Annotated in this window: 39 protein-coding genes; 1 reads left to right on the top strand and 38 read right to left on the bottom strand. The window is 61.3% G+C overall.

Features of this window, described 5'->3' with window-relative positions; genetic code table 11:
• Positions 1-1222, top strand: a 1222-nt coding sequence (locus RDM88_RS02165; RefSeq protein ID WP_308752767.1) for an ATP-binding cassette domain-containing protein, incomplete at its 5' end; no start/stop codon positions are given.
• 177 nt (positions 1223-1399) lie between these two features.
• Here the strand turns inward: RDM88_RS02165 and rplQ are convergent.
• The 38 genes from rplQ to fabF all read right to left on the bottom strand — a co-directional run bounded on the left by rplQ (position 1400) and on the right by fabF (position 22697).
• The gene (gene rplQ / locus RDM88_RS02160) at positions 1400-1741 is read right to left on the bottom strand and encodes a 50S ribosomal protein L17 (RefSeq protein WP_101548349.1); all 342 of its coding nucleotides are present in this window, start codon (positions 1739-1741) and stop codon (positions 1400-1402) included.
• Between the two features lie 86 nt (positions 1742-1827).
• A complete protein-coding gene (locus RDM88_RS02155) occupies positions 1828-2787 on the bottom strand; it encodes a DNA-directed RNA polymerase subunit alpha (RefSeq protein ID WP_101548347.1) in 960 nt (319 codons plus the stop codon).
• 91 nt (positions 2788-2878) lie between these two features.
• Entirely contained in the window at positions 2879-3499 is a 621-nt protein-coding gene (gene rpsD, locus RDM88_RS02150; protein WP_308752763.1) for a 30S ribosomal protein S4, read from the bottom strand.
• 41 nt (positions 3500-3540) lie between these two features.
• Positions 3541-3942, bottom strand: a complete 402-nt coding sequence (gene rpsK / locus RDM88_RS02145; protein ID WP_101548327.1) for a 30S ribosomal protein S11 — start codon at positions 3940-3942, stop codon at positions 3541-3543.
• Positions 3943-3961: 19 nt separating this feature from the next.
• Positions 3962-4330: a 30S ribosomal protein S13 gene (gene rpsM / locus RDM88_RS02140; RefSeq protein WP_308752760.1), complete on the bottom strand. Its 369-nt coding sequence runs from the start codon at positions 4328-4330 to the stop codon at positions 3962-3964.
• 35 nt (positions 4331-4365) lie between these two features.
• The gene (gene rpmJ / locus RDM88_RS02135; RefSeq protein WP_066455330.1) at positions 4366-4479 is read right to left on the bottom strand and encodes a 50S ribosomal protein L36; all 114 of its coding nucleotides are present in this window, start codon (positions 4477-4479) and stop codon (positions 4366-4368) included.
• 38 nt (positions 4480-4517) lie between these two features.
• Positions 4518-4736: a translation initiation factor IF-1 gene (gene infA, locus RDM88_RS02130; protein WP_066455331.1), complete on the bottom strand. Its 219-nt coding sequence runs from the start codon at positions 4734-4736 to the stop codon at positions 4518-4520.
• Positions 4729-4998: a KOW domain-containing RNA-binding protein gene (locus RDM88_RS02125; protein WP_308752756.1), complete on the bottom strand. Its 270-nt coding sequence runs from the start codon at positions 4996-4998 to the stop codon at positions 4729-4731. Before RDM88_RS02125 ends, infA begins: the two co-directional genes overlap by 8 nt.
• Positions 4999-5012: 14 nt before the next feature.
• Positions 5013-5759, bottom strand: a complete 747-nt coding sequence (gene map, locus RDM88_RS02120; RefSeq protein ID WP_308752754.1) for a type I methionyl aminopeptidase — start codon at positions 5757-5759, stop codon at positions 5013-5015.
• Between the two features lie 2 nt (positions 5760-5761).
• Positions 5762-6394, bottom strand: coding sequence for an adenylate kinase (locus RDM88_RS02115; RefSeq protein ID WP_308752752.1), 633 nt, complete (start codon positions 6392-6394; stop codon positions 5762-5764).
• Between the two features lie 13 nt (positions 6395-6407).
• Entirely contained in the window at positions 6408-7712 is a 1305-nt protein-coding gene (gene secY, locus RDM88_RS02110; RefSeq protein ID WP_308752750.1) for a preprotein translocase subunit SecY, read from the bottom strand.
• A gap of 1 nt (position 7713) precedes the next feature.
• Positions 7714-8151: a 50S ribosomal protein L15 gene (rplO, locus tag RDM88_RS02105; protein ID WP_308752748.1), complete on the bottom strand. Its 438-nt coding sequence runs from the start codon at positions 8149-8151 to the stop codon at positions 7714-7716.
• A gap of 20 nt (positions 8152-8171) precedes the next feature.
• Positions 8172-8348, bottom strand: coding sequence for a 50S ribosomal protein L30 (gene rpmD, locus RDM88_RS02100; RefSeq protein ID WP_101548314.1), 177 nt, complete (start codon positions 8346-8348; stop codon positions 8172-8174).
• A gap of 13 nt (positions 8349-8361) precedes the next feature.
• The gene (gene rpsE, locus RDM88_RS02095) at positions 8362-8865 is read right to left on the bottom strand and encodes a 30S ribosomal protein S5 (protein ID WP_121587239.1); all 504 of its coding nucleotides are present in this window, start codon (positions 8863-8865) and stop codon (positions 8362-8364) included.
• A gap of 16 nt (positions 8866-8881) precedes the next feature.
• Positions 8882-9241, bottom strand: a complete 360-nt coding sequence (rplR, locus tag RDM88_RS02090) for a 50S ribosomal protein L18 (protein WP_101548309.1) — start codon at positions 9239-9241, stop codon at positions 8882-8884.
• A gap of 14 nt (positions 9242-9255) precedes the next feature.
• Positions 9256-9801 (bottom strand): 50S ribosomal protein L6, encoded by a 546-nt coding sequence (gene rplF / locus RDM88_RS02085; RefSeq protein WP_308752741.1) that lies wholly within the window; start codon positions 9799-9801, stop codon positions 9256-9258.
• Between the two features lie 14 nt (positions 9802-9815).
• Entirely contained in the window at positions 9816-10214 is a 399-nt protein-coding gene (gene rpsH, locus RDM88_RS02080; RefSeq protein WP_101548305.1) for a 30S ribosomal protein S8, read from the bottom strand.
• A gap of 33 nt (positions 10215-10247) precedes the next feature.
• Complete coding sequence (locus RDM88_RS02075; RefSeq protein WP_101548303.1) at positions 10248-10433, bottom strand: type Z 30S ribosomal protein S14; 186 nt, start codon at positions 10431-10433, stop codon at positions 10248-10250.
• Positions 10434-10445: 12 nt separating this feature from the next.
• Complete coding sequence (gene rplE, locus RDM88_RS02070) at positions 10446-10985, bottom strand: 50S ribosomal protein L5 (RefSeq protein ID WP_101548301.1); 540 nt, start codon at positions 10983-10985, stop codon at positions 10446-10448.
• A 16-nt stretch (positions 10986-11001) separates the two neighbouring features.
• Positions 11002-11325: a 50S ribosomal protein L24 gene (rplX, locus tag RDM88_RS02065; protein WP_308752737.1), complete on the bottom strand. Its 324-nt coding sequence runs from the start codon at positions 11323-11325 to the stop codon at positions 11002-11004.
• Between the two features lie 15 nt (positions 11326-11340).
• The gene (gene rplN, locus RDM88_RS02060; RefSeq protein WP_101548298.1) at positions 11341-11709 is read right to left on the bottom strand and encodes a 50S ribosomal protein L14; all 369 of its coding nucleotides are present in this window, start codon (positions 11707-11709) and stop codon (positions 11341-11343) included.
• 48 nt (positions 11710-11757) lie between these two features.
• Entirely contained in the window at positions 11758-12015 is a 258-nt protein-coding gene (rpsQ, locus tag RDM88_RS02055) for a 30S ribosomal protein S17 (RefSeq protein WP_101548297.1), read from the bottom strand.
• Between the two features lie 22 nt (positions 12016-12037).
• A complete protein-coding gene (rpmC, locus tag RDM88_RS02050) occupies positions 12038-12238 on the bottom strand; it encodes a 50S ribosomal protein L29 (protein ID WP_308752734.1) in 201 nt (66 codons plus the stop codon).
• Positions 12238-12669: a 50S ribosomal protein L16 gene (gene rplP / locus RDM88_RS02045; protein ID WP_308752732.1), complete on the bottom strand. Its 432-nt coding sequence runs from the start codon at positions 12667-12669 to the stop codon at positions 12238-12240. The genes rpmC and rplP overlap by 1 nt, the downstream gene beginning before the upstream one ends.
• Positions 12669-13376 (bottom strand): 30S ribosomal protein S3, encoded by a 708-nt coding sequence (gene rpsC / locus RDM88_RS02040; RefSeq protein WP_308752729.1) that lies wholly within the window; start codon positions 13374-13376, stop codon positions 12669-12671. Before rpsC ends, rplP begins: the two co-directional genes overlap by 1 nt.
• Positions 13377-13397: 21 nt before the next feature.
• Positions 13398-13733, bottom strand: coding sequence for a 50S ribosomal protein L22 (gene rplV, locus RDM88_RS02035; protein ID WP_101548289.1), 336 nt, complete (start codon positions 13731-13733; stop codon positions 13398-13400).
• 27 nt (positions 13734-13760) lie between these two features.
• Entirely contained in the window at positions 13761-14036 is a 276-nt protein-coding gene (gene rpsS / locus RDM88_RS02030) for a 30S ribosomal protein S19 (RefSeq protein WP_101548286.1), read from the bottom strand.
• Positions 14037-14061: 25 nt separating this feature from the next.
• Positions 14062-14895 (bottom strand): 50S ribosomal protein L2, encoded by an 834-nt coding sequence (gene rplB / locus RDM88_RS02025; RefSeq protein WP_101548284.1) that lies wholly within the window; start codon positions 14893-14895, stop codon positions 14062-14064.
• Between the two features lie 64 nt (positions 14896-14959).
• On the bottom strand, positions 14960-15256 hold the full coding sequence (rplW, locus tag RDM88_RS02020) for a 50S ribosomal protein L23 (RefSeq protein WP_308752724.1): 297 nt from the start codon (positions 15254-15256) through the stop codon (positions 14960-14962).
• Entirely contained in the window at positions 15256-15879 is a 624-nt protein-coding gene (gene rplD, locus RDM88_RS02015) for a 50S ribosomal protein L4 (RefSeq protein WP_308752722.1), read from the bottom strand. The genes rplW and rplD overlap by 1 nt, the downstream gene beginning before the upstream one ends.
• 19 nt (positions 15880-15898) lie before the next feature.
• Positions 15899-16531, bottom strand: coding sequence for a 50S ribosomal protein L3 (gene rplC / locus RDM88_RS02010; RefSeq protein WP_308752720.1), 633 nt, complete (start codon positions 16529-16531; stop codon positions 15899-15901).
• Between the two features lie 83 nt (positions 16532-16614).
• Entirely contained in the window at positions 16615-16926 is a 312-nt protein-coding gene (rpsJ, locus tag RDM88_RS02005; RefSeq protein ID WP_006873286.1) for a 30S ribosomal protein S10, read from the bottom strand.
• Positions 16927-17426: 500 nt separating this feature from the next.
• On the bottom strand, positions 17427-18086 hold the full coding sequence (locus RDM88_RS02000) for a hypothetical protein (RefSeq protein ID WP_308752715.1): 660 nt from the start codon (positions 18084-18086) through the stop codon (positions 17427-17429).
• Positions 18087-18143: 57 nt separating this feature from the next.
• Positions 18144-19580 carry a proline--tRNA ligase gene (gene proS, locus RDM88_RS01995; protein WP_308752713.1) on the bottom strand — a complete coding sequence of 479 codons (1437 nt, stop codon included), beginning with the start codon at positions 19578-19580 and terminating at the stop codon, positions 18144-18146.
• 189 nt (positions 19581-19769) lie between these two features.
• A complete protein-coding gene (locus RDM88_RS01990; protein ID WP_308752711.1) occupies positions 19770-20495 on the bottom strand; it encodes a Bax inhibitor-1/YccA family protein in 726 nt (241 codons plus the stop codon).
• 70 nt (positions 20496-20565) lie between these two features.
• Entirely contained in the window at positions 20566-20796 is a 231-nt protein-coding gene (locus RDM88_RS01985) for an acyl carrier protein (protein ID WP_308752709.1), read from the bottom strand.
• Positions 20797-21025: 229 nt separating this feature from the next.
• Positions 21026-21457, bottom strand: a complete 432-nt coding sequence (gene fabZ, locus RDM88_RS01980; protein WP_308752707.1) for a 3-hydroxyacyl-ACP dehydratase FabZ — start codon at positions 21455-21457, stop codon at positions 21026-21028.
• Positions 21458-21461: 4 nt separating this feature from the next.
• A complete protein-coding gene (fabF, locus tag RDM88_RS01975; protein ID WP_308752705.1) occupies positions 21462-22697 on the bottom strand; it encodes a beta-ketoacyl-ACP synthase II in 1236 nt (411 codons plus the stop codon).
• Positions 22698-22714 lie beyond the last annotated feature (17 nt).

Genomic DNA, 22714 nt, shown 5'->3' with positions numbered 1-22714 from the left:
GGCGGCGGCCTTTTCGCGCGGGGACCCGCTGCTTTTCGCCGACGAGCCCACCACCAACCTCGACCTCGACGGCATCGAAATGCTGCAAAAGCAGCTCTGCGGCTACCGCGGCGCGGTGGTGCTCGTCTCCCACGACCGCGCGCTGCTCGATCGGGTGTGCACGGCGGTCTGGGCGATCGAGGAGGGGACGGTGCGGGTCTTTCCCGGCGGCTATTCGGCGTGGATCGCCGAGCGGGACCGGGAGAGGGCCTTCCGCCAGTTTGAGTATGACCGGTACCGCTCGGAGAAGGCCCGCCTGCTGGCGGAGGCGCGCAGTCTGCGGGAGCAGGCGCGCGGGATGCGTAAAATGCCCCGCCGCATGGGGCTCAGCGAGGCGCGGCTCCACAAGGGTACCGCCTCGATTCCCCAGGGCACGGTGGAGGCGCGTGCCAAAATGCTCTCCCGGCGTGCGGAACGCCTGGAGGTCTGGGAACGGCCCGAGGACTTGCCCGAGGTGCGCATGGTGCTCGGCGCGGCGCATCCCGTCACCGCCAAAACCGCCGCGCGCATCGAGGGACTGACCGTCCGCTACGGGCCGCACACGGTCCTGAAAAACGCCTCCTTCTCCCTGCCCACCGGCAGCCACACCGTCATGCTCGGCCCCAACGGCGCGGGCAAGACGACCCTTCTGGAGCACCTGATGCGCGGCGGGAAAGCCGCTCGGTTCGCCGATGGAGTGAAGGCGGGGTACTTTTCCCAAAATCACGAGGTACTCGATCCTCAAAAGACGGTGCTCGAAAACGCACGGGCCGATTCCCCGCTCGCGGCGCACGAGGTGCGCACCATCCTCGCCAATCTCGGCATTGCCGGGGACGATGTGTACAAAGCCGCGGGGACCCTTTCAGGCGGGGAGCGGGCCAAGGCGGTCTTCGCGCGGCTGCTTGCCTCCGACTGCAACCTGCTCGTCCTCGACGAACCGACCAACCACATCGACCTCTATACCGCCGAGGCGCTCGAGGGCCTCCTTCAAAAGTGGCAGGGCACTCTGCTCGTCGTGACCCACGACCGCCGCCTCGCCGAACAGGTCGCGGGGCGTCTGCTCTTCGTCGAGAAGGGCGGCGTCACCGCCTTTGAGGGCGGCTGGCAGGCGTGGCGGGACGAGCAGGCGCGCCGCGCCGCCCCGCGCGACGAGGGACTCGACGAGCTTATCGAACAGATGCGCCGCGCGGCGGAGTTTTCTTAATTATCCGCTCGGGGAGCGGCGGGGGTTTTCACGGGAATTGCCGCTTCCCAAGCGGCAGAAAATACGAACGCGTGCCGCCGCGCGCCTGTTTTAGATATTCCGTCCAGAGGCCGGACAAAAGTCCGGAAAGACAAAAAGAGGGACCGCACGGTCGTGCGGTCCCTCTTTTTTAAAAAATCAAACAAGCTCGATGATAGCCATCTCTGCGGCGTCACCGCGGCGAGGTCCGATCTTGACGATCCTGGTATAGCCGCCCTTGGTCTCTTTGTACTTCGGGGCGATCTCGTCGAAGAGCTTCTTCGCAACGTCCTCCTTCGTGACAAAGGAGAGCACCTGACGCTTGGAGTGGAGATCGTTGGTTTTCGCCGTTGTAATCATCTTCTCGGTCATCGCGCGGACTTCCTTTGCGCGGGTGACGGTGGTTTCGATCTTGCCGTTTTCGAGCAGGAAGGTAACCATCGCCCTGAGCATCGCCATTCTGTGGCTGGAAGACCGGCCGAGTTTCCTGGTTCCTGGCATTCTGTTTCACTCCTTACCCAATGCTTTGAGATTCCCGCCCGTTAACAGCCCGGACGGGGTTGGGCCGCGGGGCGCGGCCGGTAAATTCAGTTGTCGTCGTCCTTAGAAAGGTCGAATCCCAGTGACTGTAACTTCCAGATGACCTCTTCCAGCGATTTTTTGCCGAGGTTCCGGACCTTCATCATCTCGTCGGGGGACTTGTTGATGAGGTCTGCCACGGTATTGACGCCGGCCCTCTTCAGACAGTTGAACGCGCGAACAGATAAGTCAAGCTCTTCAATGGTCATCTCAAGGAGTTTATCCTTGCCGGTATCCTCTTTCTTGTCCATGATCTCGGTCGCACTCACCTCGTCGGAAAGATCGACAAAGTGATTGAGTTGCCTATTGAGGATCTTGGCCGCCAGACTGACCGCCTCCTTCGCGGAGATGGTGCCGTCCGTCCAGACTTCCAGCGTTAGTTTATCGTAGTCGGTTATCTGTTCCACGCGGGTGTTTTCCACCGTGTAGTTGACTTTGAGCACGGGGGTATAGATGCTGTCCACGGCGATGGTGCCCACCGGGGCTTTTTCCAGCTCGGTGTGCTTGTTGCGCTCGGCCGAGACGTATCCCTGGCCCTTCTTGAGCGTGATCTCCATGGAAAGCTTCGCGCCGGCGTCGAGCGTCGCGATATGCATGCTCGGGTCGAGGATCTCGACCTCGCTGTCGCACTCGATGCTGCCCGCAGTCACTTCACATTCACCCTGCGCATCAATCCTCACCGTCTTGGGCTCGTCGCAATAGAGCTTTGCGGTGAGTCCCTTGATATTGAGGATGATCTCGGTTACATCTTCTTTTACGCCCGGGATTGTCGAGAATTCGTGTTGTATTCCGTCGATCTTCACAGAGATGACCGCAACACCAGGAAGAGAGGAAAGCAGCACGCGGCGCAGCGAGTTGCCGAGCGTTGTACCAAATCCCCTGTCCAACGGTTCCGCCACAAATTTGCCGTAACTTCCGTCAGATTTGAGCTCGACCGTTTCTATCTTGGGCTCTATGATCTTGACCACTATGGACCCTCCTTCTGCGGCGGGAGCATTCCCGCCTGGTCATTCTCGTTTCCCTGCAACCATGCTTGGCGCGCGAATCTACGCGGCCGGATTATTTGCTGTACAACTCGACGATCAGATGCTCTTCAACATCCAGGTCGATGTCCTCACGGTTCGGGAGCTCGATGACGCGTCCGGTCATATTGGTCTTGTCGCAGTCGAGCCACTTGGGAACGGGACGGGAGCCAAACGCTTCCACCACGCCCTTGAGCTTGTCGCTCTTTGACTTGACGGCAACGGTGTCGCCGGCCTTGAGCAGGATGGAGGGGATGTTGGCCTTCTTGCCGTTCACGGTGAAGTGGCCGTGGCGGACGAGCTGGCGGGCCTCCTTGCGGGAGGAAGCGAAACCAAGGCGGTAGGCCACGTTGTCAAGCCTGCTCTCGCAGATCCGGAGCAGATTTTCGCCCGTGACGCCGGTTTTCGCGGCGGCCATCTCAAAGTACTTGGCGAACTGGCTTTCCAGAATGCCGTAGTAACGCCTGGCCTGCTGTTTGGCGCGCAGCTGGACTCCGTACTCGGAAGCCTTTCTGGTGCGCGCTTTGCCGTGCTGCCCGGGGACGGTCGCCCTGCGGGTGACGGCGCACTTATCGGTGTAGCAACGCTCGCCCTTGAGGAACAGCTTCTTGTTCTCGCGGCGGCAGAGCCTGCATACAGCGCCGGTATATCTTGCCATAAATTGCACCTCCTGATTGGTTGGCGGCTATGAGCCGCTGCTTATACGCGCCTTCTCTTGGGCGGGCGGCATCCGTTGTGCGGAATCGGGGTGACGTCCTTGATCATGTTGACCTCGAGTCCTGCCGCCTGCAGCGCGCGGATGGCAGCCTCACGGCCCGAGCCCGGGCCCTTCACAAACACTTCGACCGTCTTGAGCCCGTGCTCCATCGCGGCTTTCGCGGCGACTTCCGCTGCGGTCTGCGCGGCGAACGGAGTGCTCTTGCGGGAACCGCGGAAGCCGAGCCCGCCGGCCGAGGCCCACGAAAGGGCGTTGCCCTGGGTGTCGGTGATCGTCACGATCGTGTTGTTAAAGGTGGACTGGATATGTGCGGCGCCACGCTCGATGTTCTTGCGTTCCCGACGCCTGCGAGTGGCGGTCTTTTTAGCGGCAACCTTTGCCATCGTCTATATCCCTCCCTGATTATTTCTTCTTGTTGGCGATTGTCTTCTTGGGTCCCTTGCGGGTGCGCGCGTTGGTCTTGGTGCGCTGTCCGCGGACGGGAAGCCCTTTGCGGTGACGTACGCCGCGGTAGCAGCCGATCTCAACCAGGCGCTTGATATTCAGCGCCGTCTCACGGCGGAGGTCGCCCTCCACATGCAGGTTGTGGTCGATATACTCACGCAGTTTGGAAACGTCGTCCTCAGCGAGGTCCTTGACACGGATGTCCGGGTTCACTCCGGTGGCCTCGAGGATCTGCTGTGCGGTTTTGCGGCCGATCCCGAAGATATAGGTCAGCCCGATCTCGACCCGCTTGTCTCTCGGCAGGTCAACGCCAGCTATACGAGCCATACTGTTCTTGCACCTCCATTATTCTGGTCTGCACTTTAGCCCTGACGCTGTTTGTGCTTGGGGTTTTGGCATATTACCATGATGCGGCCCTTGCGCTTGATGATCTTGCATTTTTCGCAAATCGGTTTCACGGAAGGTCTGACTTTCATGCGAAATTACCTCCTTCAATCGGTAAAAACGGTATCTGCTATTTGGAACGCCACGTGATGCGCCCCTTGGTCAGGTCGTACGGAGACATCTCCAGCGTGACCTTGTCTCCCGGCAGGATGCGGATGAAGTTCATCCGCAGTTTGCCGGAAATGTGCGCCAAAAGCTGATGCCCGTTGGGCAGCTCCACGCGGAACTGCGCGTTGGGCAGGCTCTCCACGACGACGCCCTCAATTTCGATGACATCTTCCTTAGACAAGCTGATTCCCTCCCTCGTCTGATTCCCGCCGGAGGGCGGCAAGCGCCCTGCGCAGCTTTCGATTGGTGTCGATGCCCGAAAGGTCGAGCACCGTGTTGGTTTTCCGGATGTGTTTGACGCTCTTTCGCTTTGGGGCTTCCAGCGGCCTGCGTCCGCCGTCGCAGAGCAGGACCCGCCCCTCTTCCTCCGCGAGGGCCACAAACCAGCCTCCCGCGTCGCGCCCCGCCTTCGAGCACACCACGCGACCTCTTTCGACCGGCATCCCGCACCTCCCGCTCAAGGCAGTGTCAGGATGACCGGGCCGCTCTCGGTGATCGCGACGGTATGCTCGAAATGCGCGGCGAGCTTATGGTCGTTGGTCACGACCGTCCAGTCGTTGTCCAGCACGTGCAGCGCGGGTGAGCCCTCGGTGATCATCGGCTCGATGGCGATGACCATGCCGGGGACCAGCCGCACGCCGTGGCCGGGACGCCCGTAGTTGGGCACCTCCGGTTCCTCATGCATCTCGGTCCCGATTCCGTGCCCGACATACTCGCGCACGACGCCGTAACCGAGCGCCTCCACGTACGACTGCACCGCGTACCCGATGTCCCCCAGCCGCGCGCCCGGTTTTGCAACCGCGATCGCCGCCAGCAGGCTCTCTCTTGTCGCGTCCATCAGCCTTTGGGCCGCATCGCTCACCCTGCCCGCGGCGAAGGTCGCCGCGTTGTCCCCGTGGTAGCCGTCAACGATGGCCCCCACGTCGATGCTCACAATGTCGCCCTCCTGGATGACGCGTCCTCCGGGGATGCCGTGGATGATCTCGTCATTCACCGACACGCACGCGCTGCCCGGAAAACCACCATACCCTAAAAACGAGGGAATGGCGCCTTTGGATTGAATGAAACTTCTGACGGCCCGGTCGATCTCGCCCGTCGTAACGCCGGGTTTGACCGCCGCGCCCCCCACCTGCAACGCCTGTGCTGAGACGGAGCCGGCGCGTTTCATCTTCGCAAGCTCCTTCGACGTTTTCAGCACGACCATTCTCAAGCCTCCAGCGCGGCAAGCGTCAGCTTCGTGGTGTCCGCGACTTCCTCCTGCCCTTCCACGATGCGGAGCTTGCCCTTCTTCTGGTAGAACTCCTTGAGAGGCTCGGTCTGTTCGTGGTAGGTGGCCAGGCGGCCGCGCACCGTCTCGGGCTGGTCGTCCTTGCGGATGATCAGCTTCCCGCCGTCCTTGTCGCACACGCCCTCCACCTTGGAAGGCTTGTAGTCGACATGGTAGCTGGCGCCGCAGCTCTCGCAGACCCTGCGGCCGGAGAGTCGCCGCTCGATCGCCTCGTCGGCGACCTCGATGTCGATGACCCTGTCGATCTCGACGCCCATCTCGTCAAGCGCGGCGGCCTGCGGGACGGTGCGCGGGAATCCGTCGAGGATGAACCCGTTTTTGCAGTCGTCCTGCCCGAGCCGCTCCTTGATGATGCCGATCACGACCTCGTCGGGCACCAGCGCGCCGCTCTCCATATAGGATTTCGCGCGCAGGCCCATCTCGGTCCCGTTCTTGAGCGCCTCACGGATGATGTTGCCCGTGCTGATGGCCGGGATTCCCAGCTTTTCACAGATGACTTCCGCCTGGGTGCCTTTGCCGGCGCCGGGAGCGCCGAGGAGTATCAGTTTCATAACGACATCTCCTTTACTCTAAGAAGCCCTTGTAGTGGCGCATCATCATCTGGCTTTCCAGCTGCCGGAAGGTGTCGAGCGCCACGCCCACGACGATGATGATCGAAGTTCCGCCGAGCGCGATGTTCATCTTGGTGATGCCGCCGATGCCGATCGGCAGGACGGCCACGAGCGCCAGGAAGATACCGCCGACCAGCGTGATCTTGGAGATGATCCGCGCGATGAAATCGGAGGTCGGACGGCCCGGACGGATGCCGGGGATGGTGCCCGAGTTGTTCCGAAGGTTGTTGGACATCTCGATCGGGTTATACTGAATCGCCACGTAGAAGTAGTTGAACGCGAGGATCAGGATAAAGTAGAGCACCGCGTAGAGCGGGGTGTTGTAGTTGAACGCGCCGAGGAAGTTCGCCCAGAATCCGGTGCCGTTGGGGGCCACGAACGCCTTGATGGTGCCCGGGATCGCCAGCAGCGAGGAGGCGAAGATGATCGGCAGAACGCCCGACATGTTCACCTTGATGGGGATGAAGGTCGACTGCCCGCCGTACATCTTGCGGCCGACGACCTTTTTGGCGTACTGCACCGGGATGCGGCGCTCGGCGTTGGTCATGATGATGATCACCACGATCAGCGCGAGGAAGAGCACCACGATGAGCGGAACGGTGAAGTAGTACATCGGCTGCTCGGAGCCCATCTGCAGGTAGATCCAGAGCTTCTGGATCGCCGCCGGGCCGCGGGAGACGATGCCGGCGAACAGGATCATCGAGATGCCGTTGCCGATGCCGTGCTCGTCGATGCGCTCGCCCAGGTAGACGATCAGCATCGCGCCGCCCATGAAGGCCGCGATGATGACGATCGCGGAGAAGACTCCCGCGAAGCCGCTGCGGTACATCACGGCGCCGCTCTGGTTGCGCAGCAGGGTGTAGTAGGCCCATGCCTGCAAAAGCGCGAGCGCGACGGTGACGTAACGGGTGATCTTGTTGATCTTCTTGCGCCCGTCCTCGCCCTCCTTCGCCATGCGCTCGAGGGCCGGGATGGCCACGGTGAGCAGCTGGATGACGATCGAAGAGGTGATGTACGGGGTGATGGACAGCGCGAAGATGGTCGCCCTGGCGAACGCGCCGCCCGAGAGGATGTCGAGATAGCCGAGCAGGTTGCCCGCGTTGGCGGGGTTCTGGAGCATCTGCTGGAGAACCTGCGCGTCAAGGAAGGGAACCGGGACGGCCGTGCCGAGCCGGAAGAGCACCAGGATCATCAAGGTGTAGAGGATTTTTTTCCTCAGGTCCGCAATGTGCCACGCGTTTTTTAACGTCTGGAACATTTTACTTCACCTCAGCCTTCCCGCCGGCTTTCTCAATCTTCTCCTTGGCAGACGCTGAAAAAGCCGCGCAGTTGACGGTGAGCTTTTTGGTAATCTCGCCGTTGCCGAGGACCTTGACGCCGTCAAGGGTCTTCTTGAGGATGCCGGCGTCAAGGAGCGCCTGGGCGTCCACAACCGCGCCGTCCTCGAATCTCTCGAGATCGGAAACGTTGACCGTGGCGTAATGGGTGGCGAAGATGTTCACGAAGCCGCGCTTCGGAACGCGCCGCGCCAGCGGCATCTGGCCGCCCTCAAATCCGGGCTGCTTGGCGCCGGAACGGGCCTTCTGGCCTTTGTGGCCCTTGCCCGCCGTCTTTCCGTTGCCGGAACCGTGGCCGCGGCCCTTGCGGAACACGTCCTTGTTCGAACCCGGCACGGGGGAAAGTTCATGCAATTTCATTTGACCTGCACCTCCTTGCTTTATGCGTTGGTGACCTCAATGAGGTGGGAAATTTTCGTGATCTTGCCCTTCGTCGCGTCGTTGTCGGGCTGGGTGGTGGTATCGCCGATCCTGCGCAGTCCCAAGGATTCGGCGGTGGCAATCTGGTCGTCTTTTCTGCCGACGAGGCTCTTAACGAGCTTGATGGTAAGCGCCATAACGCCTTCCTCCTTATCCAATAATATCCTTCACGGATTTGCCGCGGGTCGCCGCGACCTGCTCCGCGTCACGCAGGGAGCAAAGCCCCTGGATGGTCGCCGAAACGACGTTACAGGGGTTGTTGGAGCGCAGGCACTTGGTACGGATGTCCTTGATGCCAGCGGTCTCCATCACCGCGCGGACAGGGCCGCCCGCGATGACGCCGGTACCTTCCGGGGCCGGCTTCATCAGCACGCGTCCCGCGCCGTAAACGCCGATCGCCTCGTGGGGGATGGTCGTTCCCTTGAGGGAGATCTTGTGAAGGTGTTTTTTCGCGTCCTCAATACCCTTGCGGATGGCGTCGGGTACCTCGCCCGCTTTTCCAAGCCCGAAGCCGACCGTGCCGTTGCCGTCGCCGACAACCACGAGGGCCGCGAACTTGAAGATGCGTCCGCCTTTCACCGTTTTGGAAACGCGGTTAATCGCTACGACGCGCTCCTTGAGCTCGTCATTGTTGTTCGCATTAAACTGAGCCAAAAGTATCCCTCCTTCTTTAGAATTTGAGGCCGCCTTCACGGGCCGCTTCCGCCAGTTCCTTGACGCGCCCGTGGTAGATATAGCCGCCGCGGTCGAACACCACTTCGCTAATGCCCTTGTCGGCCGCTTTCTTCGCGATCGCTTCGCCGACCTTCTTGGCCGCTTCCTTGTTGCCGCCGTTGCCCTCGAAATCCTTGTCCAGCGAGGACGCCGCGCACAGCGTCACGCCGTTTTCGTCATCGATGATCTGGGCATAGATGTGTTTGGCGGAGCGGAAGACATCAAGACGAGGGCAGCCAGGCGTGCCGCTGATCTTCGCCCTGACCCTGCTGTGCCGTTTGAGTCTGGCGACATTCTTGTCAGGCTTCGTTACCATGTTACTTCACTCCTTTACTTCTTGCCCTTGCCCGCTTTGCCTTCCTTGCGGATGATCACTTCATCGATATACTTGATCCCCTTGCCCTTATACGGCTCGGGCGGGCGCTTCTCGCGGACTTCCGCCGCGAACTGGCCGACCTTCTGCTTGTCGGGGCCGTGGATGATGATCTTGTTGGGCGCGGGGACGTCGATCGTGATGTCGGCGGTGTCCTCCATGAAGACCTGGTGGCTGTAGCCGAGGGTCATGACGAGCTGTTTGCCCTGCTTGGCCGCGCGGTAGCCGACGCCGTTGATCTCAAGTTCCTTCTTGAACTCCTCGGTGACGCCCTGCACCATGTTGGCGACCAGGGTGCGGGTCAGCCCGTGCAGGCTGCGCATCTCCTTTTCGTCGTTGGGGCGGGTCACGAGGATCTCGCTGCCTTCCAGCTTGATGCCCAGCTCGGGGCGGAAGGTCTGGGTCAGGGTGCCCTTGGGGCCCTTGACGGTAACCGTGCTGCCGTCGATTTTGACGTCGACGCCCGTGGGCACGGTGATGGGCTTTCTTCCGATTCGACTCATTTCACCGCACCCCCTTACCAAATGAACGCGAGGACTTCGCCGCCGACATTCTCTTTGCGAGCCTGCCTGTCGGTCATAACGCCCTTGTTGGTGGACAGGATGGCAACGCCGAGTCCCTTCATCACGCGGGGCATATCCTCACAGCTGGTGTAGATGCGCAGGCCGGGTTTGGAAACCCTGCGAAGGCCCTGGATGACCGGGGTCTTGCCCTGCCCGTATTTCAGGACAACGCGGATGGTGCCCTGTTTGCCGTCCTCGACGACGGTGAAGCTCTTTATATATCCTTCATCCAACAAAATCTGAGCAATTGCTTTCTTCATGTTGGAAGCAGGAATATCGACCGTATCATGTTTTGCACTGTTCGCATTTCTGATACGGGTCAGCATGTCAGCGATCGTATCGGTGATATGCATGCCGTCAACCTCCTTTATTCGCTCAGCTTTGTTTTACCAGCTTGCCTTCCTGACGCCGGGGATCTGCCCTTTGTATGCCAGTTCCCTGAAACAAATACGGCAGACTCCGAATTTGCGAAGGTAAGCGTGCGGCCTGCCGCAGATCTTGCACCGGGTGTATTCCCTGGTGGAGAACTTCGCCGGGCGGCTCTGCTTGATCTTCATCGATGTTTTTGCCACAGTTTTCCCTCCTTACTTCGCAAATGGGGCGCCCATGAGCGTCAAGAGCTCGCGGGACTCCTCGTCGGTTTTCGCAGTGGTGACAAAGCAGATGTCCATGCCCCGGACCTTGTCGATCTTGTCGTAGTCGATCTCGGGGAAGATCAGCTGCTCCTTGAGGCCCATGTTGTAGTTGCCGCGCCCGTCAAAGCCGTTGGGGTTGATCCCACGGAAGTCGCGCACGCGGGGCAGGGCCACGGAGAACAGCCTGTCGACGAACTCATACATCCGGTCGCCGCGCAGGGTGACCTTCGCGCCGATGTTCATGCCTTCACGCAGCTTGAAGTTCGCCACGGATTTTTTCGCCTTGCAGATGACCGGGCGCTGGCCCGTGATCTTGGAAAGGTCAGAAACGATTGCGTCGATGATCTTGGGATTGTCCCGCGCCTCGCCGCAGCCGACATTGATGACGACCTTATCAAGCTTGGGGATCTGCATGACAGATTTATAGCTGAATTTCTTCATCAGCGCGGGAGCGATCTCGCCCACGTACTGGTCCTTGAGTCGTGCCATGATTTCTCCTCCTTACTTAAAAAGTTTCGCCACATTTCGGGTTTTTGCAGATACGTTCCTTCTTGCCGTCGTTGAGGACCTTGTGGGCAATCCGGGTGGGCTTGCCGCATTTGGGGCAGACGAGCATGACCTTGCAGGCATACATGGCGCCCTCCGCCTTCACGATGCCGCCGGGATCGCCCATCTTGCGGGGCTTGACGTGCTTGGTCATCATGTTGACGTGGTCGACGATGACCTTGCCCTCCTTGGGGGAGACCTCAAGAACCTTGCCCTGCTTGCCCTTGTCCTTGCCGGACAGAACGATGACTGTATCGCCCTTTTTGACGTGAAGCTTATTCACTTTTGAGCACCTCCATTACAGCACCTCGGGAGCGAGGCTTAAAATCTTGAGGTACTCCTTTTCGCGGAGTTCCCTCGCAACCGGTCCAAAGATACGGGTACCTCTGGGGTTTTTATCTTCTCTGATGATGACCGCAGCGTTCTCGTCGAAGCGGATATAGGTCCCGTCGTCACGGCGGATCCCCTTAGCGGAACGAACGATTACCGCCTTGACCACGTCGCCCTTTTTCACCTGACCGCCGGGCGCGGCCTTCTTGACGGAAGCCACGACCACATCGCCAATGTTGGCGTATCTCCTGCGGGAGCCGCCGAGCACGCGGATGCACATGAGTTCCTTCGCGCCGGTGTTGTCGGCTACTTTGAGATAGGTCTGCATCTGTATCACAGAGCGTTCCTCCTTTCAATCGGACTGTCGGAAGCGACCGTCCGGATGTTATTTCGCCTTCTCGATGATTTCGGTGACCCTCCACCGTTTATCCTTGGACAGGGGGCGGGTCTCCATGATCTTGACCTTGTCGCCAACGCCGCACGCGTTCTCTTCGTCGTGCGCCTTGAACTTCACGGTGCGCTTGATGATCTTCTTGTAAAGGGGATGTTTGACGTTGTCCTGGATGGCGACGACGACCGTCTTATCCATCTTATCGCTGACAACCGTGCCGACACGGGTCTTGCGGAGATTTCTTTCGCTCATTTACCTTCGTCCTCCCTTCCGCTTACTGCGCGCTCTTAAGCTCGTTGGCCCGGATCTGGGTCTTCACCCGCGCGATGTCCTTCTTGACGATGTTCAGGCGCATCGGGTTATCGAGCTGGTTGATCGCGTGCTGGAAACGAAGGTTGAAAAGCTCGGCTTTGAGGTCACCCAGCTTCTCCTGAAGCTCCTTGTCAGACAGTTCCCTGATCTCAGTTGCCTTCATTACTCTTCACTCCCCTTTTCCTCAGTCTCCTTGGCAACGAACTTGCACTTGATGGGCAGCTTGTGCGCGGCAAGACGCATTGCCTCACGGGCCAGTTCCTCAGACACGCCGCCGATTTCAAACATCACGCGGCCGGGCTTGACGACTGCGACCCAGTACTCGGGGCTTCCTTTACCGGAACCCATGCGGGTCTCGGCCGGTTTTTCGGTGATCGGCTTATCCGGAAAAATCTTGATCCAGACCTGGCCGCCGCGCTTGATGTAGCGGGTCATGGCGATACGGGCGGCCTCGATCTGGTTGGAGGTGACCCACGCCGGCTCAAGCGCCTGCAGGCCGAAATCTCCATAAGTGACAGTGTTGCCGCGCAGGGCCTTGCCCTTGAGGCGGCCGCGCTGAACACGGCGGTATTTCACACGTTTTGGCAGCAGCATTACTGTTTGCCTCCTTCCCTCTGGGGACGGTCATCCCTGCGGGGCCTCTTGGCATCCCCGAGAACCTCTCCGGCGTAGATCCAAACCTTGACGCCGATTCTTCCGTAGGTGGTGTTCGCCTCGGCAAAGCCGTAGTCGATGTCGGCGCGGATGGTCTGCAGGGGGATGGTGCCCTCATGGTAGTGCTCGGTCCTCGCGATCTCGGCGCCGCCCAGACGGCCGGACACCTGGATCTTGATGCCGCGGGCGCCGAACTTCATCGCGCGTCCGATCGACTGCTTCATGGCGCGGCGGAAGGAGACGCGGGCTTCCAGCTGGGCGGCGATCGACTCGGCCACGAGCTGGGCGTTCTTGTCGGGGGACTTGACCTCGACGACGTTGATGAAGACCTGGCGCTTGTCGGCCGCGGCCTTGCCCTTGTTGATCATCGCGTCGCACTGCTTGCGGATCTTCTCGATCTCGGCGCCGCCCCTGCCGATGACGATGCCCGGGCGGGAGCAGTGGATGTGGATGCGCACCTTGGTGGCGTCGCGCTCGATTTCAATGCGGGGGATTCCTGCATCATAAAGGGTTTTCTTTAAGAACTTGCGGAGCTTGTAATCCTCGACAAGGATATCGCCGAAAGCATCGTCCTTAGCAAACCAGCGGGAATCCCAATCCTTAATAACTCCGACACGAAGGCCGTGCGGATTCACTTTTTGGCCCATAGTTTACCTCCTCTTTCAGCGTTATTCTTGTTCTTTGACGGTGATGAAGACGTGGGACGTCCTCTTGAGTACGCGGAACGCCCTGCCCTGCGCGCGGGGGCGGATCCGTTTCATCGTCGGGCCGGGGGTGACGTAGCACTCGGACACATACAGGTTGTTCCTGTCCATGTTGAAATTGTTCTCGGCATTTGCCACGGCCGACTTCAGCAGCTTCTCCAACGGCTCGCAAGCGGCCTTGGGGGTCTGCCGGAGAATCGCCATCGCCTGGTCGGCGGGCTTGTTGCGGATAAGATCAAGCACGATCTGCACCTTGCGAGGCGCGATGCGGGCATGTCTCAGCGAAGCTCTTGCTTCCATGGTTGAGTTCCTCCTTTCGGCCTCGTTTTAGTTGCTCTTTCTGGCGCCGGCGTGTCCGCGGTAGGTCCTGGTGGGGGCAAACTCGCCGAGCTTGTGCCCAACCATGTCCTCGGTCACATAAACCGGCACATGCTTGCGGCCGTCGTGGACCGCGAAGGTGTGCCCGACAAAATCAGGGAATATCGTCGAAGCGCGGCTCCAGGTCTTGAGGACCTGCTTTTTCTCGCCGCTCTCGTTCATCTTGCGGACCCTCTCCAGCAGAACGGGCTGAACGTACGGTCCCTTTTTAATGCTTCTACCCATGAATATTTCCTCCTTTCAGCCCGTCTTACTTCGCGTTGCGGCGCTTGACAATAAACTTGTCGGAGCGGTTGTGTTTGGCGCGGGTCTTGTAACCCAGCGCGGGCTTGCCCCAAGGGGTGACCGGGCCCGGACGTCCGACCGGGCTCTTGCCCTCGCCGCCGCCGTGCGGGTGGTCGCAGGGGTTCATGACGGAGCCGCGGACGGTCGGGCGCCAGCCCATGTGGCGGCGGCGGCCGGCCTTGCCGTAGTTGACGTTCTCAAAGTCGATGTTGCCGACCTGGCCGATCGTGGCCACGCAGATCTCGGGGATGTTGCGGAGCTCGCCGGAGGGCAGGCGGACGAGCGCCATGCCGTTTTCCTTCGCCATCAGCTGGGCCATGACGCCGGCCGAACGCGCCAGCTGCGCGCCCTTGCCCGGGTAAAGCTCGATGTTGTGGATGAAGGTACCGGTCGGGATGTTCATCATCGGCAGCGAGTTGCCCGGCTTGATGTCCGCCTTGGCGCCGGAGACCACCGTGTCGCCGACCTTGAGGCCGTTGGGCGCGATGATGTAGCGCTTCTCGCCGTCCTCGTACTGGACGAGCGCGATGTGGGCGGTGCGGTTGGGGTCATACTCGAGCGTCAGGACCTTGGCCGGGATATCGGCCTTGTCGCGCTTGAAATCGATGATGCGGTATTTCCGGCGGTTGCCGCCGCCGCGGTGGCGGACGGTGATCCTGCCGTTGCTGTTGCGTCCGGAGTGCTTCTTGACAGGCTCAAGCAGGCTCTTTTCCGGAGCGACCTTGCTCAACTCGCTGTAGTCGGTGACAGTCATCTGCCGGCGGCTAGGCGTAGTGGGCTTATAGCTCTTAATAGCCATTCGGTTTCACTCTCCTCATTTTAGTTAGCGGGGCAGAGAACCCCATACGCGGCGCTTCGCGCCATTAGAGCATGGTGTCGAAGAACTCGATCGTCTTCGAACCCTCGGCCAGCGTCACGATCGCCTTCTTGAAGGAAGGGGTGTAACCCTGGTTGCGGCCCATCCGTTTCAGGCGGCCGCGGCAGTTGAGCGTGTTGACCGCCGACACCTTGGTGCCGGGGAACAGCGCCTCGACAGCCTTGGCGATTTCAATCTTGTTGGCGTCCTTGGCGACCCGGAAGGTGTACTTCCGAAGCTGCACGTTCGCCATCGAAGCCTCGGTAATGACCGGACGGAGGATAATGTCCTGCGGAGCTTTCATTATGCGTACACCTCCTCGAGTTTGGCGACGGCGTCCCTGGCGACGATGAACTTGTCGCAGTTGACGATGTCGTAGACGTTGAGCGTGTTGACCAGCGCGGTCTTGACGCCCGGAATGTTGGAAGCGGATTTGATGAACTGGTCGTTCTTGTCGCCCATAACGATGAGCGCCTTCTTTTCAACGCCGAGCGCCTTGAGCATGTCGACCACCGGGCGGGTCTTGTAGCCGTCGACGGTGATCTGGTCGACCACGATCAGATCGTTCGTGAGGACCTTGTCGGAGAAGACCGATTTGATCGCCAGGCGGCGGGTCTTCTTGTTGAGGGAGTAGCTGTAGTCGCGCGGCTTGGGGCCGAGCGCGATGCCGCCCTTGCGCCACTGGGGAGCGCGGATGGAGCCCTGGCGCGCGTGGCCGGTGCCCTTCTGCCTCCAGGGCTTCTTGCCGCCGCCGGTAACCTCGGTGCGGGTCAGGGTCGACTGGGTGCCCTGGCGCTGGTTGGCCAGATAATTCACGACGCACGCGTGCACGACCGCCTGATTGGGGGTGATGCCGAAGACGGCGTCGGAAAGCTCGATCTCAGAGACGGCTTTGCCGGCCATATCATAAACTTGAACCTTTGGCATTGTGTGTGTCCTCCTTCCCTTACGCCTTGACGCTATCGGTGATGCAGACCACGCCGCCCTTGGCGCCGGGGATCGCACCTCTGATCGCGATGAGATTGTTTTCCACGTCCACCTTGACGACCGCAAGGTTCTGGACGGTGACGTGTTCGTCACCCATGTGGCCCGGGAGGCCCTTGCCCTTAAAGACGCGGGACGGGGACGAGCAGGCGCCGTTGGAGCCGGCGTGGCGTCCGACGGGGCCGGAGCCGTGGGTCGCTTTGAGGGTGTGGTTGCCGTACCGCTTGACGGTGCCGGCGTAGCCCTTGCCCTTCGAGGTGCCCGCGACATCCACCGCGTCGCCCGCGGCGAAGGCGTCGGCCTTGATGATGTCGCCGACGTTCAAGGACGAGCAGTCCTCCAGACGGAACTCCTTGAGGGTGCGCTTCTGCGCGACGTCAGCTTTCGCGAAGTGTCCCTTGAGCGGCTTGTTGATCGCCTTGTCCGAGATGTCGCCATAACCGATCTGCACGGCTTCATAGCCGTCGTTTTCGATTGTCTTCTTCTGGACGACAACGCAGGGGCCGGCCTCAACGACGGTCACGGGGATCACTTTTCCGTTCTCGTCAAAAAGCTGGGTCATGCCGATCTTTTTGCCTACGATGCACTTTTGCATACCTTTCTTACCTCCTGAAGGTTATTGGTCGGCTCTCGCCGACTTGACCTGACGGCGAATCCGTCGTCGGGGTTTCGCGCGGCTTAGAGCTTGATTTCAATCTCCACGCCGGCGGGGAGTTCGAGTCCCGTGAGCGCCTCGACCGTCTTATTCGAGGGACGCAGGATGTCGATGAGCCGTTTGTGGGTCCTCATCTCGAACTGCTCGCGGCTGTCCTTGTACTTGTGGACGGCGCGCAGGATGGTGACGATTTCCTTCTCGGTCGGCAGGGGGATCGGACCGGAAACGCGGGCGCCGGTGCGCTTTGCCGTTTCCACAATCTTCTCCGCCGATGCATCGACGAGCTGGTGATCGTAACCTTTGAGCCTGATTCTGATTTTCTCCTTGACTGCCACTGAAGATCGCCTCCTTAATGTTTTCTGACGACACTTCACATACCGAATCGCCCTGTACACCCCTCCGGGTGTTTCGCGGGCGGGCATACAAAAAATCCGGTAAACTTTCCAGTTTAGCCGGACTTCATACCGCCCGCGGCCAAAAGCCGCCGCGCCGCGCAAAATGCCTTCACAGGCGCATTGCGCACGCTTTCATCAGTATTAAAGTCGCCCGGTTTGAAATCGGACATACTCCGCGGAAATTCCCCGCCTCAGAGGGCGGCCACCTCCCGCATCATCGCATATCTGTGCAGTCACGCTCGATTATAATACCACAACCCCCGTCACAATGCAAGTATTTTCTGATAAAAATTCGTAAAAAGCTCCAAAAAATTTTCGCTTCCCGGCCGCCGCTGAAATTTCCTTTCGAGGGAAGTTTTCCCGCTCCCCCGGCGGCTTATGCGGGCGGCCCGGGGCGGAAAAAGCGGGGCGGCTCTGCCGCCCCGCTTTCGAGGGATCCTTTAAAACTCCGGGCCCTTGTTTTCCGGCTGCCGCGGCGCCTCCGGCGCGGCGGGCGGGGCCTTGGGGCTGCTGCCCGCGGGCATCGCCGCGTAATTGATGTTGACGGCCTGCGCGGCGGAGAGGCTCGCGAGATAGGCCTTCTTCTGCTGGCTCGACCCGACGAGGTAGAGGATCGGCAGGACGACGCCGCCCACGAGGCTCACCAGCCCGTTGAAGGAGAACACGCCGCCCGAGAAGAGCATGCCGATCACGCCGAGGATGAGCAGCACGATTCCCCACGCCATGAAGAATCCGCTCTTTTCCGGGCGGGAGCTGCGGCTCAGTCCCAAAATGCCCGCGATGGCGCGCGGGATCGCGGCGACCGCCGCGAAGAGAATCATGACCACGCTGATCACGGCGAAGACGCCGCCCATCACGGCCTGGAACTCCTCGTCCTGCATGAGCTCATAGAATTCCGCCGGGTCGTCGATGCCCGCCTGCGCCGCGAAGGAGGGATCCTCCATCGCGATCTCCATGATCATGCTCGTAAAGCCGCCCGAGCTGCCGCCCAGTTCCTTCTGGACGTCCATCGAGATCATGCCCGCGGACACCAGCCCGAGCACCGCGAAGACGATCATCAGGATCGCCGTCACCTTGAGCAGCGTGTTTTTATAGGTCATTTCCATCTTCCTACCCCCGTTTGCTGTTTTATCCCGGCGCGCGCCGGGCAGTGGGAATCAGTACGCCCGGCCCCAGATGATCGAGGTCGTCGCGGGCTTGCCGCAGACCGGGCAGACGCCGCCGATCTGCTCCTGCTCGAAGGGCATGCAGCGGGAGGTGAGGCCCGCCTCCTCCTTGACGCGCAGCTCGCACGCCTCGTCGCCGCACCACATCGTCTTGAAGAAGCCGCTCTTTTCCGCCGCGAGCGCCTTGAGCTCGTCGAAGGTCCCTGCGGTCCAGGTGCGCGCCTCGCGGTTTTCGAGCGCCCTTTGGTAGAGGCCGTCGTGCACCGCGCGCAGCAGCTCGGGCACCTTCGCCTCGAGCTCGTCGAGGGAGACGACCGTCTTTTCGCGGGTGTCGCGCCGCACCAGCACGCACTGGTTCTGCTCGATGTCGCGCGGGCCGATCTCCAGCCGGAGCGGAACGCCCTTCATCTCATACTCCGCGAACTTCCAGCCCGCCGAGTTGTCGCTGCCGTCCATCTTCGCGCGGCAGAAGCCCCGGAGCTTTTCGGTGACCTCGCCCGCCTTCTCGAGGACGCCCTCCTTGTGCTGGGCGACCGGCACGACGATCACCTGGATCGGCGCGATGGCGGGCGGCAGCACCAGCCCGTCGTTGTCGCCGTGGGTCATGATGATCGCGCCGATGATGCGGGTCGACATCCCCCACGAGGTCTGATGCGGGTACTGGGGCTTGTTGTCGCGGCCCTGGAAGGTGATGCCGAAGGCGCGGGCGAACCCGTCGCCGAAATAGTGGGAGGTGCCCGACTGGAGCGCCTTACCGTCGTGCATCATCGCCTCGATCGTGTAGGTGGCCTCCGCGCCCGCGAACTGCTCCTTTTTGGTCTTGCGGCCCTTGGTGACGGGGATCGCGAGGCTCTCCTCGCAGAAGTCGGCGTAGACGTTCAGCATCCGCTCGGTCTCCGCCATCGCCTCCTCGGCCGTCTCGTGCATCGTGTGGCCCTCCTGCCACCAGAACTCGCAGGTGCGCAGGAAGGGGCGGGTGGTCTTCTCCCACCGCACGACCGAGCACCACTGGTTATAGAGCTTGGGCAGGTCGCGGTAGGAGTGGATGATGTTCGCGTAGTGCTCGCAGAAGAGGGTCTCGGAGGTCGGGCGCACGCAGAGGCGCTCGGTGAGCTTCTCCTCGCCGCCGTGGGTCACCCACGCCACCTCGGGCGCGAACCCCTCGACGTGGTCCTTCTCCTTCTGGAGCAGGCCCTCGGGGATGAACATCGGCATCATGACGTTCTCATGCCCCGTCGCCTTGAAGCGGCCGTCGAGGTCACGCTGGATGTTCTCCCAGATCGCGCAGCCGTAGGGGCGCACGACCGTGCAGCCGCGCACCGACGAATAGTCCGCCAGGTCGGCCTTTTTGACGATATCGGTGTACCATTTCGCGAAGTCCTCCTCCATCGAGGTGATCGCTTCCACCATCTTTTTCTTGTCCGCCATAAAGCATGTTCTCCTTCGGCGTCCCGCGGGGCGCCCCAAAATATGACCGGCGGCGGCCCACGCGGCCGCCGGTGGCATTACCCTTGTATCATAGCGAATTTTTCCCCGAAATGCAAGGGCCGCCCGCCAATCCGCGGCCCGCGCGGGCAAAAGGCCGCCGTCCGTTGACGGCGGCCGTACGCGTTCCGGCTACTTGCGCTTGCCGAGCAGGCGCAGCAGGTAGAGGAAGAGGTTGATGAAGTCGAGATAGAGGTTGAGCGCCGAATAGATCGACACCTTTTCCAGCATCTCCGCGTCCCCCGCAAAGGCGTGGTAGTAGTCCTTGACCTTTTTGGAGTCGTAGGTGGTGACGCCGAGGAAGACCGCCACGCCGATAAAGCAGATCGCCGTCTCAAAGCCCTCGAGCCCGAGGAAGAGATTGACGGCCCCCATGAGCAGCAGCGCGAGCAGACCGAAGAGGACGAGCGGCGCGAAGCCGGAGACGTCGCGCCTGGTGATAAGGCCCGCCGCGGCCATCACGCCGAAGAAGACGGACACGACGCCGAAGACGAAGATCGCGCTGCCCGCGTCGTAGAGGAGCAGCAGCGGCGAAAACGCGACGCCGGTGAGCACCGAATAGCAGAGGAAGATCACCCGCGCGGTGGTCACCGAATATTTCCGGATGCGGGAGGTGAGGTAGAAGACGAGCGCAAGCTTGCCGATCAGCAGCGCGAAGGGCAGCCAGGGGGTGACAAAGAAGAGCAGCACCATCCGGGTCGCGTAGAGCAAAAAGGAGGTGACGAAGGTGAGCAGGAGCCCCAAAAACATCCAGCCGTAGGTTTTGGCCACATGCCGGTAGAGGGGGGTCTGCACCTGCTGGCGGACCGCGTCGAGGTCGGCGCCGTCCTGGAAGCCGCCGAAGCTGTTCTCGTTCATCCGGGTTCATCCTTTCTGAAATGGAGTGAAAAAGAAATCCCCGCCGTCCCGGCGGGGATTCCGAAACGCGTCAGTTTGCGTGGTCTTCGATATACTTGACGATGTCGCCGACGGTCTTGATGTTCTCGATCTCCTCGTCAGGGATTTCGCAGTCGAACTCCTCCTCGAGGGACATGACCAGGTCGACGATGTCCAGCGAGTCGGCGCCCAGGTCGCTCTGGATGTTGGCCTCCATTGTGACGGCGTCTTCCTCGACGTCCAGCTGGTCCACGAGAAGCTCTCTGACTTTTTCAAATACCATGATTGTTTCCTCCTATAATTCTGTTCTATCGGTGCCGCGTATGATCTGACGGAAGGGGCCGCCGTGGGCGGACCCGTCTTGCTAACGACAATTATCATACCCGTTTTGCCACGGTTTGGCAATAGGTATTTGCACATATTTTGTCGGGTTTTCCAATTTGCATTTGGCCAGGCCCTACAAACTTTGGAAAAACCTTTGCGGCGGCTGTTTTCCGGCCGCGCACAGGCGTCTATTTCATGAGCGCGAAGGTGATCTCGGCGCTCGCGGCGCGTTCGCCGCCGACCGTTGCGGTCCCCTTGCCCATGCCGAAGTTCCCGCGCACCCGCAGCATCTCCACCTCGAGGCGGAGCGTGTCTCCCGGCAGCACCTGCCGGCGGAACTTCGCCTTGTCGATGCCCGCGAAAAAGGCGATCTTGCCCTGGTTCTCCGGCATCGACAGCGCGCACACCGCGCCCGCCTGCGCGAGCATCTCGATGATCAGCACGCCCGGCGTGACGGGATGCCCGGGAAAGTGCCCCTGGAACCAGAAGGAGTCGGGGCTGATGAACTTTGTGGCCACCACCCGCCTGCCGACCTCCAGCTCCTCGACCTCGTCGATGAGCAGGAAGGGGTCGCGGTGGGGGATGATCTCCATGATCTGTTCCTTATTATAGAGCGCCATCACTTCACCCCTCGTATTTTTTGAAGAGCAGGCTCGCGTTGTGCCCGCCGAAGCCCAGCGAATTGGAGAGGGCGTACCGGATGTCCGCCCTGCGCGCGCCCTCGGTCACATAGTCGAGGTCGCAGTCCCCGTCGGGGACCCTGTAGCCGATCGTCGGCGGCATGACGCCGTCCCGCAGGGCGAGCGCCGTGGCGATCGCTTCGACGCCGCCCGCCGCGCCGAGCATGTGCCCGGTCACCGACTTGGTCGAGCTGACCCCCAGCTTGTAGGCGTGGGCGCCGAACGCCGCCTTGATCGCGAGCGTCTCGCACTTCTCGTTGAGCTGGGTGGAGGTGCCGTGGGCGTTGATATAGCCGACCTGCTCGGGGGAGACGCCGCCGTCCGCCATCGCGTTCATCATCGCATGGGCAGCGCCCTCGCCGTCGGGGGAGGGGCCGGTGATGTGGTGGGCGTCGTCGGTCGCGCCGTAGCCCACGACCTCGGCGAGGATGTCCGCGCCGCGGCGTTTGGCGTGCTCGAGCTCCTCAAGCAGCACGAGCCCCGCGCCCTCGCCCATCACAAAGCCGCTGCGCTCCTTGTCGAAGGGGATCGACAGCCGGTCGCAGTCCTCCGACTCGGTCAGGGTGTTCATGTTGGAAAATCCCGCGACCGCGACCTCGTTGATCGGCGCCTCCGCGCCGCCCGCGATCGCCAGGTCGAGATAACCGTACTTGATCTTGCGGAACGCCTCGCCGATCGAGTGGGAGCCGGTCGCGCAGGCGGTGACCACCGCGAAGTTGTCCCCCTTGAAGCCGTATTCGATCGCGATCTGGCCCGCCGCCATGTTGGAGATCATCATCGGCACCATGAAGACGCTCACGCGGTCGGGGCCCTTCTCCAGGAACTTCTGGTGCTCGGCCAGTGTGGTCTGAAAGCCGCCGATGCCGCTGCCCACGATGACGCCGGCGCGGAAGGGATCAATGCCGCTCAAATCCCCCGCGCCCTCGATAACCTGCTTCGCGGCGGCCATCGCAAACTGGGTGTAGCGGTCCATGCGGCGGGCATCCTTCTTGTTGAGCCCCTGCGCGACGGGGTCCCAGCCGGCGATCTCGGCCGCGCATTTGACCTTGATGCGGGAGGTGTCGAAGGAGGCGATCGGCTTGAAGCCGTGGCGGCCCTGCACCACGCTCTGCCAGAAATCGGCTGTGTTCATGCCGACGGGGGAAACAACCCCCGTCGAGGTGATTACGACTCGTTTCATATGCAAATACTCCTGTT

The organism is uncultured Anaerotruncus sp. (assembly GCF_902490045.1).
GTDB lineage: Bacteria > Bacillota > Clostridia > Oscillospirales > Ruminococcaceae > Anaerotruncus.
Note: the sequence above shows the minus strand (reverse complement) of the source record. Positions and strands in the feature narration are given on the sequence as shown.

What these genes read in the sequence shown, in the direction of transcription:
- rplO (WP_308752748.1), bottom strand. Translation starts at nt 8,151, where the DNA reads ATGAAATTGCATGAACTTTCCCCCGTGCCGGGTTCGAACAAGGACGTG.
- rplE (WP_101548301.1), bottom strand. Translation starts at nt 10,985, where the DNA reads ATGGCACGACTCAAGGACCAGTACGTGGGCGAGATCGCTCCCGCGCTG.
- fabF (WP_308752705.1), bottom strand. Translation starts at nt 22,697, where the DNA reads ATGAAACGAGTCGTAATCACCTCGACGGGGGTTGTTTCCCCCGTCGGC.
- RDM88_RS01985 (WP_308752709.1), bottom strand. Translation starts at nt 20,796, where the DNA reads ATGGTATTTGAAAAAGTCAGAGAGCTTCTCGTGGACCAGCTGGACGTC.
- rplD (WP_308752722.1), bottom strand. Translation starts at nt 15,879, where the DNA reads ATGCCAAAGGTTCAAGTTTATGATATGGCCGGCAAAGCCGTCTCTGAG.
- rpsK (WP_101548327.1), bottom strand. Translation starts at nt 3,942, where the DNA reads ATGGCAAAGGTTGCCGCTAAAAAGACCGCCACTCGCAGGCGTCGGGAA.
- rpmD (WP_101548314.1), bottom strand. Translation starts at nt 8,348, where the DNA reads ATGGCGCTTACCATCAAGCTCGTTAAGAGCCTCGTCGGCAGAAAAGAC.
- rplC (WP_308752720.1), bottom strand. Translation starts at nt 16,531, where the DNA reads ATGCAAAAGTGCATCGTAGGCAAAAAGATCGGCATGACCCAGCTTTTT.
- rplW (WP_308752724.1), bottom strand. Translation starts at nt 15,256, where the DNA reads ATGAAAGCTCCGCAGGACATTATCCTCCGTCCGGTCATTACCGAGGCT.
- rpsD (WP_308752763.1), bottom strand. Translation starts at nt 3,499, where the DNA reads ATGGCAAGATATACCGGCGCTGTATGCAGGCTCTGCCGCCGCGAGAAC.
- fabZ (WP_308752707.1), bottom strand. Translation starts at nt 21,457, where the DNA reads ATGGCGCTCTATAATAAGGAACAGATCATGGAGATCATCCCCCACCGC.
- secY (WP_308752750.1), bottom strand. Translation starts at nt 7,712, where the DNA reads ATGTTCCAGACGTTAAAAAACGCGTGGCACATTGCGGACCTGAGGAAA.
- rplQ (WP_101548349.1), bottom strand. Translation starts at nt 1,741, where the DNA reads ATGCCAGGAACCAGGAAACTCGGCCGGTCTTCCAGCCACAGAATGGCG.
- map (WP_308752754.1), bottom strand. Translation starts at nt 5,759, where the DNA reads ATGGTCGTGCTGAAAACGTCGAAGGAGCTTGCGAAGATGAAACGCGCC.
- rpsH (WP_101548305.1), bottom strand. Translation starts at nt 10,214, where the DNA reads ATGCATATCACCGATACGATCGCTGACATGCTGACCCGTATCAGAAAT.
- proS (WP_308752713.1), bottom strand. Translation starts at nt 19,580, where the DNA reads ATGGCGGACAAGAAAAAGATGGTGGAAGCGATCACCTCGATGGAGGAG.
- rplF (WP_308752741.1), bottom strand. Translation starts at nt 9,801, where the DNA reads ATGAGTCGAATCGGAAGAAAGCCCATCACCGTGCCCACGGGCGTCGAC.
- RDM88_RS01990 (WP_308752711.1), bottom strand. Translation starts at nt 20,495, where the DNA reads ATGAACGAGAACAGCTTCGGCGGCTTCCAGGACGGCGCCGACCTCGAC.
- rpsS (WP_101548286.1), bottom strand. Translation starts at nt 14,036, where the DNA reads ATGGGTAGAAGCATTAAAAAGGGACCGTACGTTCAGCCCGTTCTGCTG.
- RDM88_RS02125 (WP_308752756.1), bottom strand. Translation starts at nt 4,998, where the DNA reads ATGCCGGTCGAAAGAGGTCGCGTGGTGTGCTCGAAGGCGGGGCGCGAC.
- rplR (WP_101548309.1), bottom strand. Translation starts at nt 9,241, where the DNA reads ATGGTAACGAAGCCTGACAAGAATGTCGCCAGACTCAAACGGCACAGC.
- rpmC (WP_308752734.1), bottom strand. Translation starts at nt 12,238, where the DNA reads ATGAAGGCAACTGAGATCAGGGAACTGTCTGACAAGGAGCTTCAGGAG.
- rpsQ (WP_101548297.1), bottom strand. Translation starts at nt 12,015, where the DNA reads ATGAGCGAAAGAAATCTCCGCAAGACCCGTGTCGGCACGGTTGTCAGC.
- RDM88_RS02000 (WP_308752715.1), bottom strand. Translation starts at nt 18,086, where the DNA reads ATGACCTATAAAAACACGCTGCTCAAGGTGACGGCGATCCTGATGATC.
- rpsM (WP_308752760.1), bottom strand. Translation starts at nt 4,330, where the DNA reads ATGGCTCGTATAGCTGGCGTTGACCTGCCGAGAGACAAGCGGGTCGAG.
- rplV (WP_101548289.1), bottom strand. Translation starts at nt 13,733, where the DNA reads ATGGAAGCAAGAGCTTCGCTGAGACATGCCCGCATCGCGCCTCGCAAG.
- RDM88_RS02115 (WP_308752752.1), bottom strand. Translation starts at nt 6,394, where the DNA reads ATGAAACTGATACTCCTCGGCGCTCCCGGCGCCGGCAAAGGCACCCAG.
- rplB (WP_101548284.1), bottom strand. Translation starts at nt 14,895, where the DNA reads ATGGCTATTAAGAGCTATAAGCCCACTACGCCTAGCCGCCGGCAGATG.
- rplP (WP_308752732.1), bottom strand. Translation starts at nt 12,669, where the DNA reads ATGCTGCTGCCAAAACGTGTGAAATACCGCCGTGTTCAGCGCGGCCGC.
- rpmJ (WP_066455330.1), bottom strand. Translation starts at nt 4,479, where the DNA reads ATGAAAGTCAGACCTTCCGTGAAACCGATTTGCGAAAAATGCAAGATC.
- rpsC (WP_308752729.1), bottom strand. Translation starts at nt 13,376, where the DNA reads ATGGGCCAAAAAGTGAATCCGCACGGCCTTCGTGTCGGAGTTATTAAG.